This is a genomic window from Candidatus Eisenbacteria bacterium (assembly GCA_035577985.1).
Classification (GTDB): domain Bacteria; phylum Desulfobacterota; class Binatia; order DP-6; family DP-6; genus DATJZY01.
In genome coordinates, this window is record DATJZY010000168.1 from 1 (window position 1) to 13,997 (window position 13,997).

Genomic DNA, 13,997 nt, shown 5'->3' on the forward strand with positions numbered 1-13,997 from the left:
TCCGAGCTCGTCGCGGGCTTCGCGACGGAGTACTCGGGCATGCGGAACCTCCTCTTCTTCATGGCCGAGTGGGGGAACCTCTACGTCATCGGCGCGATCGTGACCACGCTCTTCCTCGGCGGCTGGCAGATCCCGTTCACGTTCGAGAGCAAAGTCGTGCAGCACCTGCTCGAGTTCGCGACGTTCTTCTTGAAGGCCTACGGCGTGGGCGTGCTGGTGCCGATCTGGCTGCGCTGGACGCTGCCGCGCATCCGCGTCGACCAGATGATGAGCATGTGCTGGAAGTATCTCGTGCCGATCGCCTTCGTGAACCTCATCGGGACGGCCGCCTGGATGATCTGGTCGCCGGTCTGGCTGCAGGTCGTGACGCGGATGGTGCTCGTCGTCTCGGCGGCGGCGGCCACGATGATGTTCGCGCACCGGGTGGTGTACCACCTCGAGTACGCGAAGCTCACGCGCGCCCACCTGCTGTTCAACCCGCTCGCCACGACGCGCTCCCCGGGGTGACGACGATGGGCCTCGCGACCTACTTCCGCAGCATCAAGGACGCCATCGCGACGATCGGCGAGGGCATGGCGATCACGGCGTCGCACATGGTGCGGAAGCCGTTCACGATCGAATACCCCGATCGCTTGCCCGACGGCGTCCGCATCCAGGACACGCTGCCGTTCCGCTACCGCGGCATCCTGGAGGTCGACCTCGAGATCTGCACGGCGTGCCTCGCCTGCGAGCGCGCGTGTCCCATCGACTGCATCGTGATCGAAGCCGAGAAGGACAAGGCCGCCGGCGGCCTTGTCATGACGCGCTTCGACATCGACATGGCCAAGTGCATGTACTGCGGTCTGTGCAGCGAGCCGTGCCCGACCGGGTCGATCCATCACACGCCCGAGTTCGAGGGCGCCGACTACTCGCTCGAGAGCCTCGTGCGGCGTTTCGTGCGGGCTCCCACCGTCGCCTACCGGCCGAAGAAGGCGGGCGAGACCGACCCGGTGATCAAGCCGATCCTCGATCGCGGCATGCGCTACCTCGCCGAGTTCGCGAAGGGCGGCGAGTCGTAGCGCTCGGGACGCCGTCGGGGGCGCATCGCGTTTGCCCCCCCTCGGACCATTTGGTACAGGCCTCCGACTTCGACTCCGACGCCCGTGGTGTGACCCAAGTTACCGTGTGAGCTGCGAATAGTGCCGATCACGACTGCCGTATTCTACCTCCTGGCGACGTTCACCGTCGTCTGCGCGCTCGGCGTCGCGCTCTCGAACAACATCATGTACTCGGCGTTCTCCCTCATGGGGACGCTGCTCGGCGTGGCGGGCACGTTCGTCGTCCTCGGGGCCGACTTCCTCGGCGTCGTCCAGCTCCTCGTCTACGTGGGCGGCATCCTCGTCCTCACGATCTTCGCGGTCATGCTGACGCACCGGATCGCCGACGTGCACGTCTCGAACCGCGCCGTCGCACGGCCCCTGGCCGTGGTCCTCGTCGGCGGGGTGTTCGCCTGGTTGGTGCGCGCCGGGACGGCGGCGACCTGGGTCGCGAAGGAGGCGACCGCGCCCCAGCCCACGACCTATGGGATCGGGAACGCCTTCCTCACCGACTACGTGCTCCCGTACGAGATTGCATCGCTCGTCCTCCTGGTCGCGTTGATCGGCGCGGTCGTCGTCTCACGCAAGGAGATCCGCGGCTGATGGAGGGGGTGACGGTCACCCACTTCGTCGTCCTGTCGGCGATCCTCTTCTCGCTCGGGCTCTTCTGCGTCGTCACGCGCCGGAACGCGCTCGGCATCCTCATGGGGATCGAGCTCATCCTCAACTCCGCCAACGTCAACTACGTCGCCTTCGCTCGTTACGGCCAGACCGGCTACGACGGCCAGGTCTTCGCCATCTTCGTCATCATGCTCGCAGCCGCCGAGGCGGCCATCGGGCTCGCGATCGTGCTCGGCATCTACCAGACGTTCGAGACCATCGACGTCGACGCCACGGATCGGCTGCGGGGATGAGCGAGTCGCACGTCGCGCAGGCGCCGTACGTGGCGCTGATCCCGCTCCTGCCGCTCGCGGGCGCGATCGTGCTCGGCTTCTTCGGCGAGCGGATGCAGGCGCGGCTCGGCAAGCAGGCGATCGGAACGCTCGCGGTCGCGACGGTGACCGCGTCGTTCGTGCTCTCGCTGGTGGCGTTCCTGCAGCTCGTCGGCATGGAGGAGCACGCGCGCGAGGGCGGGCTCCTGGTGACGCTGCTGCCGTGGATCCACGTCGGTACGCTCCACGTCGACCTGGCCTTCCAGGTGGATCCCCTCTCGTCGGCGATGATCCTGGTCGTGACCGGGATCGGCGCGCTCATCCACCTCTACGCGACCGCGTACATGCACGAGGATCCCGCCTTCTGGCGGTTCTTCGCGTACATGAACCTCTTCATCTTCGCCATGCTGACGCTCGTCCTGGGCGACAGCCTGCTGCTCATGTTCGTCGGTTGGGAGGGCGTGGGCTTCTGCTCGTGGGCTCTCATCGGCTTCTGGCACCAGGAGCTGCCGAACACGACCGCCGCGAACAAGGCGTTCATCTTCAACCGCATCGGCGACTTCGGTTTCGTGCTGGGGATCTTCCTCATCTTCTGGAGCCTCGATGCGCACGGCCACGCGACGCTCGTCTTCCGCCAGATGCGCGAGCACGCGCACCTGCTGGACGGGATGCAGCTCTGGGGCTGGCCGGTCGTGACGCTCATCACGCTCTTCCTCTTCGTCGGCGCGACCGGGAAGTCGGCGCAGATCCCGCTCTACGTCTGGCTGCCGGACGCGATGGCCGGCCCGACGCCGGTCTCGGCGCTGATCCACGCCGCCACCATGGTGACGGCGGGCCTCTACATGATCGCGCGGATGAATTTCCTGTTCTCGATGTCGCCGGCGACGCTCCACGTCGTCGCGATCATCGGCGCCGCGACGGCCGTCGTCGCCGCGACCATCGCGATCACGCAGAACGACATCAAGAAGGTGCTCGCGTACTCCACCGTCTCGCAGCTCGGCTACATGTTCCTCGCCATGGGCGTCGGCGACTACGTGGCCGGCATGTCGCACGTGATCACGCACGCGTTCTTCAAGGCGTGCCTCTTCCTCGGCTCGGGCAGCGTCATCCACGCGATGCACCACGAGCAGGACATGCGGAAGATGGGCGGGCTCCGCCCGTACATGCCGCGGACGTTCTGGACGTTCCTGGTCGCGACGCTCGCGATCGCCGGCGTGCCGGGTCTCGCGGGCTTCTGGTCGAAGGACGAGATCCTGTGGATGGCGTACGCGAGCCCGCTCGGCGGCACGGCGCTCTGGCTGACGGGCGTCGGCGTCGCGGCGCTCACCGCGTGCTACATGTTCCGCCAGGTCTACATGACCTTCTTCGGCGAGCCGCGCTGGGCCGGGCACGACGCCGGGCACGGGCACGGCGTCGCCCACGCGGCGCACGACGGCCACGGCCACGGCGGTGGCCACGCGACGCCGCACGAGTCGCCCTGGCAGATGACCGTGCCGCTCGTCGTGCTGGCGATCGGCGCGGTCGCAAGCGGCCTGATCTGCCTGCCGCACTGGATGCCGTTCTCCGGCCTCCTCGACCACTGGCTCGAGCCGGTCGTGAAGATGCCCGAGGAGATCGCCCACTGGAAGCACGAGGCCTACTCGCTGACGGTCGAGTGGGCGGTGATGGCGGTGTCGGTCATCGGCGCCTTCGCGGGAATCGCGCTCGCGACCCTGGTCTTCAAGACCGGGACGATCCCGCCCGAGCGGTTCAGCAACCTCGCCGGCGGCTGGCTCTACCGCGGCTCGCTCGACAAGTGGTGGGTCGACGAGCTGTACGAGGCCACCGTGCTGCGCGCGACGCTGGTGCTGACGCGCGTGCTCGCCTGGTTCGACGCGACGATCATCGACGGCATCGTGAACGGCGCTGCCGCCCTCGTCCGCGTCGTGTCGCGCGTCGAGGGGCTCTTCGACAACTACGTCGTCGACGGCGCCGTCAACGGCGTCGCCAACGGCACCTTCGCGATCGGGCGGCGCGTGCGGCTGATCCAGAGCGGCGCCATCAGCGCCTACCTCTTCGTCGTGGTCGCGGGCGTGCTCGGCGGAGTGCTGGCATACTACTACCTGGCGTTCGCCGGAACGCCCTAGGAAAGCGACGAATGGAACACTTGCTCTCAGGGATGGTCTTCTTCCCGCTCGTCGGAGCGGCGATCGTGCTGTGCCTGCCCTCGAAGCAGGTGGGCCTCATCCGAGGCACGGCGACGGCGTTCACGATTCCCGGCCTCTTGGGCGCGTTCTCGCTCTTCCAGCGCTTCAACCCCGAGGGCGGCTTCCAGTTCATCGAGCGGGCGGCGTGGATCCCCGCCTACAACATCGAGTACTTCGTCGGCGTCGACGGCATCAGCGTCACCATGGTGCTGCTGACGGCGCTCCTCTCGACCCTCTGCATGGTCGCGTCGTTCGGGATCGAGAAGGCACCGAAGGGCTACTTCGCGCTCTTCCTGCTGCTCGAGACCGGCATGATCGGCACCTTCGTCGCGCTCGACTTCTTCCTCTTCTACGTCTTCTGGGAGGTGATGCTGCTCCCGATGTACTTCCTCATCGGGATCTGGGGCGGCCCGCGGCGCGAGTATGCGGCGATCAAGTTCTTCCTCTACACGCTGCTCGGCTCGGTGCTGATGCTGGTCGCGCTGCTCTACCTCTACTTCACGCCGACGCCGCACAGCTTCGACATGACGAAGCTCGGCGTGCTGGTGGCCGACAAGATTCCGCTGAAGGTGCAGATGGTGCTGTGGCTGGCGCTCTTCATCGGCTTCGCGATCAAGATTCCCGCGTTCCCCTTCCACACCTGGCTGCCCGACGCGCACGTGGAAGCGCCCACGGCCATCTCGGTCATCCTGGCCGGCGTGCTCCTGAAGATGGGGACGTACGGCATCCTGCGGATCAACTACGGCATCCTCCCGGCGGCGACGCTGGCGCCGATGTCGGACCTCGTCCCGGGCCTGGGCGGCCTCAGCGTCGCCTTCGTCGTGCTCGCCGCGCTCGGCACGTTCAACATCATCTACGGCGCCCTGTGCGCCATGGCGCAGCAGGACCTGAAGAAGCTGGTCGCGTACTCCTCGATCAGCCACATGGGCTACGTGATGCTCGGCATGGCCGCCTTCACCGACCAAGGCATCAACGGCGCCGTGCTGCAGATGTTCAACCACGGCACGATCACCGCCATGCTGTTCCTGCTGGTGGGCGTCATCTACGACCGTGCCCATCACCGCGACATCAACGGCTTCGGCGGCCTCGCGTCGATCATGCCGCGCTACACGTTCGTCACCGGCTTCGCGTTCTTCGCCGCGATGGGCATCCCCGGGCTCTCGGCCTTCATCTCCGAGGTGCTCGTGCTGCTCGGGGCGTGGAAGGTCTATCCGCTGCTCACCGTCATCGCCGCCAGCGCCGTCGTGCTGACGGCGGGCTACATGCTGTGGGCGCTCCAGCGCATGTACCTGGGCGCGCCGAACCCGAAGTACGCGGACAAGGGCTGGGAGATCAACGGCCGCGAGATCTTCACGCTGGTGCCGCTCGCGATCATCGTGCTCGTGCTCGGCATCTACCCGAAGATCATCCTCGACATGCAGGATCCCGCGCTCCGGCAGCTGAACACGCACGTCACCAGCGCCTCGCAGCCCGCCGCACGGGCCATGCGGGTCGCGTCGGTCGGCGAGTAGGCCGGATGGACTCGACGCAGAGCCTCGCCTGGTTCGTCCCCGAGCTGATCCTCTCGGGGACGGTGCTCGTGCTCATCTTCTTCGACCTCATCGCGGTTCAGCGCGACGAGCGCGCGAGCGGCGTCGGCATCGTGGCGCTCGCCGGCGCGATCGCCGCCGTCGTGACGTCGCTCGCCCTCTGGGGCGCGGCGCCCACCTGGCTCTTCGGGCGCATGATCGTGCTCGACCCGTTCGCGGTCTTCTTCAAGGTGCTGCTCGGCCTCTCGCTCGTGGCCGCGATCCTCATGTCGCTCGGCTCGCGCGAGGTGGCGGGGCGCGCGAACGAGGGCGAGTACTACACGCTGCTCGTCTCGAGCGGCCTCGGCATGCTGCTGATGGCGTCGGCGGGCAATCTCTTGATGGCGTACCTGTCGCTCGAGTTCGTGAGCCTCACGTCGTACGTGCTGACCGGCTTCCTGCGTCACAACCGGCGCTCGGGCGAAGCGGCCCTCAAGTACCTCATCTACGGCGGCGTCGCGTCGGGCGCGATGATCTACGGCATGAGCTGGATCTTCGGCCTCACGGGCTCGATGGACTACGGCGTCATCGCCCAGCGTGTGGTCGCGCTCGACGCGCAGAGCCAGGGCGCGCTCTTCGTGGCGCTGCTGCTCGTGCTCGCGGGCTTCGGCTACAAGATCTCGGCGGTGCCGTTCCACATGTGGGCGCCCGACGTCTATACCGGCGCGCCCATCCCCGTGACGGCGTTCCTCGCCGTCGGCTCGAAGGCCGCGGGGTTCGCGATCCTCCTGCGCTTCTTCAACTTCGGCATCGGCGACGCGGCCGAGTCGGTGGTGCCCGGTGGCGTGGCCTTCCTGTCGCTCTTCATGGCCATCTGCTTCCTCACCATGACGCTCGGGAACCTGGCCGCGCTGCCGCAGCAGAACGTCAAGCGGCTGCTCGCGTACTCGTCGATCGCGCACGCGGGCTACGCGCTCCTCGGCGTGGTCGTGTTCCGCGAGGAGGGCGTGCGCGCCGCGCTCGTGTACCTCGCGGTCTACTACCTGATGAACCTCGGCGCCTTCTGGGTGGTCATGCTGGTCGCGAACCAGACCGGGCGCGAGGACGTCGAGAGCTACCACGGGCTCGCCTGGCGCGGCGGGGCGGCGCCGGCGGTCGCGCTCACGGTCTTTCTCGCCTCGCTCGCCGGCCTGCCGCCGCTCGCGGGCTTCATCGGCAAGTTCTACGTGTTCGCGGCCGGCATCCGCGGCGGCGCGGTGGCCCTGGTCGTGGCCGGCGCGCTCAACAGCGTCGTGTCGCTCTACTACTATTTCCGGATCGTGAAGGCGATGTTCTTCGAGGAGCCGACGGTGGACGAAGCGACGCTGCAGTTCCCGCCCTTCGGCGTCGGCGCCCTCGTCGCCCTCGCCACACTGACGATCGTGCTCGGCGTGTACTTCGGCCCGCTCTACGACGTGGCCGGCACGGCGATGCACGTGTTCCGCGGCTGACGGGGCACCTCGATGGCCGGTGGCGTCCTCTACGTCGTCGCCACGCCGATCGGGAATCTCGAGGACGTGACCCTGCGCGCCCTGCGCGTGCTGCGCGAGGTGGACGTCGTCGCCGCCGAGGATACGCGCCGCACGCGCGTGCTGCTCCAGCACCACGGGATCGCGAAGCCGCTCGTCGCCTACCACGACGCCGTCGAGCGCACGCGCGCGCCGGGCCTGGTGGAGCGGCTGCGGCGCGGCGAGAGCGTGGCGCTCGTCTCGGACGCGGGCACGCCGGGGATCGCCGACCCGGGCTATCACCTCGTCCGGCAGGCCCTCGTGGCGGGCGTGCGCGTCGTGCCGATCCCCGGGCCGTCGGCGGTGGCGGCCATCACGTCGGTCGCCGGGCTCCCCGTCGACCGGTTCGCGTTCGAGGGGTTCTTGCCGAACCGCTCGGCGGCGCGCCGCCGGCGCCTGGGGGAGCTGGCGCGCGAGGCGCGAGCGCTCGTCTTCCTCGAAGCGCCGACGCGCGTCGTCGCGATGCTGGACGACGCCCTGGGCGCGCTCGGCGATCGCGAGGCGGTGGTCGGGCGCGAGCTGACCAAGCTCCACGAGGAGATCCTGCGGGGCCGCCTCTCGGACGTGCGCGCGGCGCTCGCGGGCCGCGCGAAGGTGCTGGGCGAGCTCGTGATCGTGGTGACAGGCGCGCCGGACGCGGCCGCGGGTGGCACACCCCTCGACCTCGACGCCCAGATCCGGCGGCTGCGCGCCGAGGGGCTCGGCGTCCGCGACGTCGCGGCGCGGCTGGCGGCCGAGACGGGCCGGCCCCGCCGCCAAATCTATCAGCGGGCGCTCGAGCTCCAGCGCGGCGGAGCGGCCTGAGTCGGGCGTCCGAGCGCGAAGGTCGGCGCACGCGGCAGCAGCTCGAACTGGTGCGTGCCGGGCTCCAGCGTCGGCAGCGCGAACGCCAGCGTCCGCCAGTCCGCCCGCAGCGGCTGCACGCCCACCGGCGTGCCGTCGATCAGCAGCTCGAGCCGGTTGGCCGCCATCGCGACCCCATCGAGATGCGTGCGGGCGACGAGCTTCAGGACGGCGCTGCGGCCGTTTCGCACCTCGACCCACTGCTTGCCGAGGGTCGGCGCCAACAGCGTGTACTCCGTCGCGCCCGCGGTCGGCGGAATGAGTCCATCGTCGTCGATCTCGACCGCGAACAGCGAATCGTGATTCTGGGGCAGGCCGTCCGGTTTCGCGCCATCGAGCCGTGAAGGCGAGGGAAGGGCGATCCGGCTGCCGGTGGCGGCCGAGACGCAGATCGCCATCAGGATGGCGGGCGTCGCGAGCAGGAGCCGCCGCGTGACGGCGGGCCGGGGAGCCGGAGCCAGCGCGACCCAGGCGGTCCCGAGCAGCAGGCTCGCCGTCACGTCCGTCAGCCAGTGGCGGGCAAGGACGACCCGCGTCACGGCGACGGCGAGCACGTACACACATCCGCCGACCGCCAGAGCCGCGCGCAACGGTCCGACGCTTCCATGGGGATCGCGGGGTGGTGCCAGGCGCCACGCGGTTCCGAAGCACAACGCCGCGTTCATCACGTGGCCGCTCGGAAAGCTGTCGCCCACGACGTTCCACGGTAGCGCCGCAGGCCGAACCCGGTGGAAGACGGCCTTCAGGGCCCAGGCGAGGACCAGTCCGACCGCAAGCTGGACGAGGATCGCAGCGATCCGCCACGCGTCCTCGCCGCGCCGAAGCGCGAGGACGATTCCAGCCACCACCAGGGCCGCACCGACGAACGGCGCGGCGTGCGTGACGGCCACGAGCGCCCGTGCGGCCTCGCTCGTCTGGAGGGAACGAGCGGCCGAGCCGACGTACGCGTCCAGCCACTCGAGCCGTCCGTCCAGGAGCAACGTCTGGACGCCGAAGCCGAGGAGCGCGGAGATGCCGAGAACGACGTGCCTCGGACCCGGCACCCGGTCGTGTCGTTCCGAAGGCACCGCCATGATCTTAGCGGCTGGATCCTGTAGGCCGCGTGAAGGCGCCGGGCCTGCGCGGTCGCGGGTTGAGATCGAGCGCCGGCTGGGCGAGAAGGAGCCCGCCATGGCGATCGTCGTCACGCGGGACTTCGACAAGACGCGCGAGCAGCTCACGGGCTGGCTCGCGCGGCGGCTGCCGGCGGGCTCGCGACCGGCGCTCTCGGCGCTCGAGATCCCGCAGGGCGCAGGCCACTCGAACGAGACGCTCCTCTTCGAGGCGACGTGGACCGAGAACGGCGCCGAGCGCAGCCAGCGCTTCGTCGCGCGCGTGAAGCCGTCGGGCAGGGCAGTCTTCCCCGAGTACGACATGCGCCTCCAATTCGACTGCATGGACGCGCTGCGGAAGCGCACGCGCATTCCGGTGCCGCACTGCGTGTGGTTCGAGGAGGACGCGTCGGTGGTCGGGCAGCCGTTCTACGTGATGGAGCGCGTCGACGGGGTGGTGCCGTCGGACAATCCGCCGTTCGCGGTCATGGGCTGGCTCGCCGAGGCGTCGCCCGAGGACCAGGCGAAGCTCTGGCGCCGCTCGCTCGAGGTGCTGGCCGATCTCCACGCGCTCGACTGGCGTGCGATCGGGCTCGGCTTCCTCGATCGCCCGCAGTACGGCACGACCGGGTTCGAGCAGCAGCTCGGCTACTACGCCGACTACCTGCCGTGGGCGAAGGCCGGCGTGTCCCACCCGCTCCTCGACGACACCTTCGCGTGGCTCCAGGCGAACAAGCCGCGGGACCTCGGCCCCGTCGTCCTCAACTGGGGCGACGCGCGCATCTCGAACATGATGTACCGGGATTTCACGCCGGTCGCCGTCCTCGACTGGGAGATGGCGTGCACCGGCCCGGCCGAGGTCGACCTGGCGTGGTTCTGGTACATCTCGTACTTCCTGACCGAGGGACTCGGCATCCAGAACCTGCCGGGCTTCCCCGATCGCGCCGGGCACGCGGCGATCTACGAGTCGATCACCAAGCGGCCAGTCCGGAACCTCGACTATTTCGAGGTGTGGGCGGCCTTCCGCTTCGGCGTCGTCATGGTCGCGATCGACGAGATGATGCGCGTCCACGGCGTCGACCTCGGCGCAGCCTCGCCGTCGGGTCTGGCGCTCGGCGCCCTCGAGCAGACGCGCGCGAGACTCGACGCGGCCTGAGCCGTTCGCGCACCGGTTCGGCGGGCGCACGGTCATCGCGACTCCGCCGCCGGGGCGCGCGCCATCACGTGGCTCGCGTGCGTGGCGCACGGGCGTCCCCCGGCGAAGTCGCTCGCGGGCAACGCCCACACGTGGTAGCGCTCACGCGCGCCGTGCGGGTTCGTTGCCGGCGGCTCGATCGCGGAGGTCCTGGCATCGGCCGGGGGCGGCCCCAGCAGGTTGCACGGGACGACGTTTCCCCCGAGGTAGAAGCGCAGCGCCCCGTCGAGATCGCCGCACGTGCACAGCCGGTCCCCCGGGCGGAGGTGGGCGAGCACGCGATCGGCGAAGGGTCGTGTCGAAAGCCTGCTCGCCACCGGATACGTGCCGAACGCGGTCAGGCCGACGGTGGCGCCGAACGCCGTCGCGCCGAGCGCGACCAGCCGTGCCGTTCGACCGACGTTCGGCAGCGCCACGACCGCGAGCGCGCCGGCGACGATCGCGAGCGTCACGGCGACGGCGCCGCGATCCGCGTGGACGGCGTCCAGCGCGGCCGGCAGGCGGGCCCGATCGGTCCCGGCCACGAGCACATCGAGGATCGGCCGGAGCGACGCGATGCGATCGAAGCCGACGAGCAGCGCGCCGGCGAGGACGGTGAAGCTCGTCGCCAGGAGGACCACGCGTGCCGGCGTGCCGGGCGGGCGCTCGGTCGAAGCGGCGAGCGCGCTGCCGGTCAAGATCGCGAGCGGCGGGAAGATGGGCAGCAAGTAGGTGGATCGCTTGCCGGCGGCGAGCGAGTAGAAGCCGAAGATCGACACGATCCAGACGAGCAGGAAGGCGTCGTCCCCCTCCCGGCGATGCCACAGGCGCTGGGCCGCCGTCGGGAGCGCCAGCGTCCAGGGCAGGAACGCGACGGCGAGCGCGGGGAAGTAGTAGAGCGCGGGGTGCCGGTGGGCCACCGAGCCCCAGCCGACGAAGCGCTGTACGTTCTCGTGGACGAAATGACGGCTGACGAATGCAGAGCCGCCACGCGTCCAGGCCAGCGCGTACCACCCCGCTCCCACGATCAGCATCCCGCAGGCGCCGGGGACGTCGACGAGGCGCCGCAGCGAGCGCAGGTCGCGTCGCCGGAACGCGTCGGCGACGAGGACCAGGATCGGAAGCGCCAGGCCGACCGGACCCTTGGTCAGTACCGCTGCGCCCGAGGCGAGATAGCCGACGCGCACCGTCCGCCGTCTGGCTGGCTCGGCGACGCCGACGTGCCACGCCCAGATCGCGACGATGACGAAGAAGGTGAGCGTCATGTCGACGCGGCTCTGAGTCGCCGCACGCATCCATTCGAAGGACGATCCGAGGACGACCGCGGCGATGCACCCGGCGGCGACACCGTAGGCGTGGGCCGCCACGAGCGTCGTGAGCGCGACGGCGAGCGCGCCCAGAACGACGCTCGGCAGCCGCACCGCGAATTCGTTCGCCCGCCCGGCGAACGCGATCGCGACGGCGGCGAGCCAGTGAAAGAGGGGAGGCTTCGACGGGAGGTGCTGCGCGTCCGGCCGCGGCAGGACGATGTCGTCGCCGCGCAGCGCGCCCTGCACCACCAGGGCCTCGCGGGGCTCTCCCTTGTCGTAGAAGGGAAGGGAGGAGGCGACGGTCGCATACACCACGATGCTCAAAGCGAACGCCGCGATCGCGGCCCACGTCGAAGCGTCGGCATCCGGTCGCATGGCGCCCAAGCTGCCAGGGTCGTCCTGACGGGTGGATGAAGTTCGGACCGAGGGCACACTGGGTCGAGCAAGGCCCGGGCCGGACGACGGCCGTGCATCGCCGGTGGCCCGCGGTCATCCGCTCGGCGCCTCGGCGGGAAGCGTATGAAGCGCGCAGGAACTTGCAGAGCTGCCAGCGATGCGGTTGAGGGGGGCACGATGCTCCCCTTGGTGCCCCACCCCTCGACGCCCGAACGGGCGTGGCGTATCGCCGCACGGGCCGAGCGGACGGCGGGTGGCGAGCTCCGGCTGCGCTACGTGCTCGAGGGTGCGCTCGGGGGCGTCCGCATTCCGCCGCCCGGCGCGCTCCGGCGCGGCACGGATCTCTGGCGGCACACGTGCTTCGAGGCCTTCATCGCCGCCGAGGGCAAGCCCGGCTACGTCGAGCTCAACTTCTCGCCGTCGCGCGAGTGGGCGGCGTACGCGTTCCATCGCTATCGCGAAGGCGGTCCGCTGACCGACAGTCGCGTGGCGCCGCAGATCGTCGTCCGGCGCGAGAGCGAACGGCTCGGCGTGGACGTACTGGTCGAGCTGGAGGACTTGTCGGTGTCGTATCGCGACGCGGCGCTGCGGGTCGGGCTCTCCGCCGTCGTCGAGAGCAACGCAGGCCGGTGCTCGTACTGGGCGCTTCGCCACCCGGCGGTGAAGCCCGACTTCCACCACGAGGACGGCTTCGCGCTCCGCCTCGAGGAGTCGCACGCGTGAGGTTCGGGATCGACCGGCTGCTCGAGGAGTCCGCGCTCCGCCGCCCGCTCGCCGGCCGTCGCGTCGGCCTGGTCGCGCATCCGGCGTCGGTCACGCGCGATCTCTTCCACTCGCTCGACGCGCTCGTCGCCGTCGGCGACGTCAAGGTGACGGCGGCCTTCGGCCCGCAGCACGGCCTGCGCGGCGACAAGCAGGACAACATGATCGAGTCGCCCGACTTCGTGGATCCCGTGCACCGGATCCCCGTCTTCAGCCTCTACGGCGAGGTCCGCCGCCCGACGGCGGCGATGCTGGACAACTGCGACGTCGTGCTGGTCGACCTGCAGGACGTGGGGACGCGCATCTACACGTTCGTCACGACGCTCCGCTACGTGCTGGAGGAAGGGGCGGCGCGGAAGAAGGCGGTGTGGGTGCTCGATCGTCCGAACCCGGTCGGGCGCCCCGTCGAGGGGCTGCGCCTGCGTCCCGGACAGGAGAGCTTCGTCGGCGCGGGCCCGCTCCCGATGCGTCACGGCCTCACCATGGGCGAGCTGGCGACATGGTTCGTGCGCGAGCTGCGCCTCGACGTCGAGCTCGCCGTCGTCGAGATGGAGGGATGGCGGCCGTCTGAGACGCCCGGCTACGGCTGGCCGCTCGGCGAGCGATCATGGGTGAATCCGAGCCCGAACATCCCGAGCCCGTGGACGACGCGGCCGTTCCCGGGAACGGTCCTGCTCGAAGGCACGACGCTGTCGGAGGGCCGAGGGACGACGCGCCCGCTCGAGGTGCTGGGCGCGCCGGATCTGGATGCGCGCGCGCTCGTCGCGACCATGACGTCGCTCGCACCACAGTGGCTGCGCGGGTGCCGGCTGCGCCCGTGCTGGTTCGAGCCGACCTTCCACAAGCACGTCGGGAAGCTCTGCGCCGGCGTCCAGATCCACGTCGACGATCCGGCGTACGACCACGAAGCGTTCCGCCCGTGGCGCCTGATGGCCGTCGCCTTCAAGGCGCTTCGGACGCTGCGGCGGGACTATCCGCTCTGGCGCGACTTCGTCTACGAGTACGAGCCCGGGCGGAACCCGATCGACGTGCTGAACGGGGGCCCGCTGCTGCGCGAGTGGGTGGACGATCCGGCGGCGAGCGTGGGAGATCTGGAGGCGATGGCGCTCGCGGACGAGACCGCGTGGCGCGCGGAGCGGGGCGGGGTGGAGCTGTACTGACCCACGAGCGAA

Annotated in this window: 13 protein-coding genes; 11 read left to right on the forward strand and 2 right to left on the reverse strand. The window is 70.0% G+C overall.

From position 1 onward, the window contains the following. The 8 genes from VMS22_24075 to rsmI form a co-directional block, all read left to right on the forward strand. Positions 1 to 507: complex I subunit 1 family protein (locus tag VMS22_24075; GenBank protein HXJ37117.1), on the forward strand; the 507-nt coding region annotated here is incomplete at its 5' end. Between the two features lie 5 nt (positions 508 to 512). Further along, a complete protein-coding gene (locus VMS22_24080; protein ID HXJ37118.1) occupies positions 513 to 1,058 on the forward strand; it encodes an NADH-quinone oxidoreductase subunit I in 546 nt (181 codons plus the stop codon). A gap of 120 nt (positions 1,059 to 1,178) precedes the next feature. Then, positions 1,179 to 1,679 (forward strand): NADH-quinone oxidoreductase subunit J, encoded by a 501-nt coding sequence (locus VMS22_24085; protein HXJ37119.1) that lies wholly within the window; start codon positions 1,179 to 1,181, stop codon positions 1,677 to 1,679. Next, positions 1,679 to 1,990, forward strand: a complete 312-nt coding sequence (gene nuoK, locus VMS22_24090) for an NADH-quinone oxidoreductase subunit NuoK (GenBank protein HXJ37120.1) — start codon at positions 1,679 to 1,681, stop codon at positions 1,988 to 1,990. The genes VMS22_24085 and nuoK overlap by 1 nt, the downstream gene beginning before the upstream one ends. Then, positions 1,987 to 4,134, forward strand: a complete 2,148-nt coding sequence (gene nuoL, locus VMS22_24095) for an NADH-quinone oxidoreductase subunit L (protein ID HXJ37121.1) — start codon at positions 1,987 to 1,989, stop codon at positions 4,132 to 4,134. The genes nuoK and nuoL overlap by 4 nt, the downstream gene beginning before the upstream one ends. Positions 4,135 to 4,145: 11 nt before the next feature. Continuing rightward, positions 4,146 to 5,705 carry an NADH-quinone oxidoreductase subunit M gene (locus tag VMS22_24100; protein HXJ37122.1) on the forward strand — a complete coding sequence of 520 codons (1,560 nt, stop codon included), beginning with the start codon at positions 4,146 to 4,148 and terminating at the stop codon, positions 5,703 to 5,705. Between the two features lie 5 nt (positions 5,706 to 5,710). Then, complete coding sequence (locus VMS22_24105) at positions 5,711 to 7,192, forward strand: NADH-quinone oxidoreductase subunit N (GenBank protein ID HXJ37123.1); 1,482 nt, start codon at positions 5,711 to 5,713, stop codon at positions 7,190 to 7,192. Between the two features lie 12 nt (positions 7,193 to 7,204). Continuing rightward, positions 7,205 to 8,053, forward strand: a complete 849-nt coding sequence (gene rsmI / locus VMS22_24110) for a 16S rRNA (cytidine(1402)-2'-O)-methyltransferase (protein ID HXJ37124.1) — start codon at positions 7,205 to 7,207, stop codon at positions 8,051 to 8,053. Here the strand turns inward: rsmI and VMS22_24115 are convergent. Beyond that, positions 8,014 to 9,135 (reverse strand): phosphatase PAP2 family protein, encoded by a 1,122-nt coding sequence (locus tag VMS22_24115; protein HXJ37125.1) that lies wholly within the window; start codon positions 9,133 to 9,135, stop codon positions 8,014 to 8,016. The genes rsmI and VMS22_24115 overlap by 40 nt on opposite strands. A 127-nt stretch (positions 9,136 to 9,262) precedes the next feature. On the opposite strand from VMS22_24115, the gene VMS22_24120 reads away from it, so the two are divergent. Then, positions 9,263 to 10,339, forward strand: coding sequence for a phosphotransferase family protein (locus VMS22_24120; protein HXJ37126.1), 1,077 nt, complete (start codon positions 9,263 to 9,265; stop codon positions 10,337 to 10,339). Between the two features lie 32 nt (positions 10,340 to 10,371). Here the strand turns inward: VMS22_24120 and VMS22_24125 are convergent, their stop codons facing one another. Beyond that, entirely contained in the window at positions 10,372 to 12,042 is a 1,671-nt protein-coding gene (locus VMS22_24125) for a glycosyltransferase family 39 protein (protein HXJ37127.1), read from the reverse strand. Positions 12,043 to 12,240: 198 nt separating this feature from the next. Here VMS22_24125 and VMS22_24130 point away from each other — a divergent pair, with 198 nt between their 5' ends. Next, complete coding sequence (locus VMS22_24130; GenBank protein ID HXJ37128.1) at positions 12,241 to 12,786, forward strand: DOMON-like domain-containing protein; 546 nt, start codon at positions 12,241 to 12,243, stop codon at positions 12,784 to 12,786. Further along, entirely contained in the window at positions 12,783 to 13,985 is a 1,203-nt protein-coding gene (locus VMS22_24135) for a DUF1343 domain-containing protein (protein HXJ37129.1), read from the forward strand. Before VMS22_24130 ends, VMS22_24135 begins: the two co-directional genes overlap by 4 nt. The last annotated feature ends 12 nt before the right edge of the window (positions 13,986 to 13,997 follow it).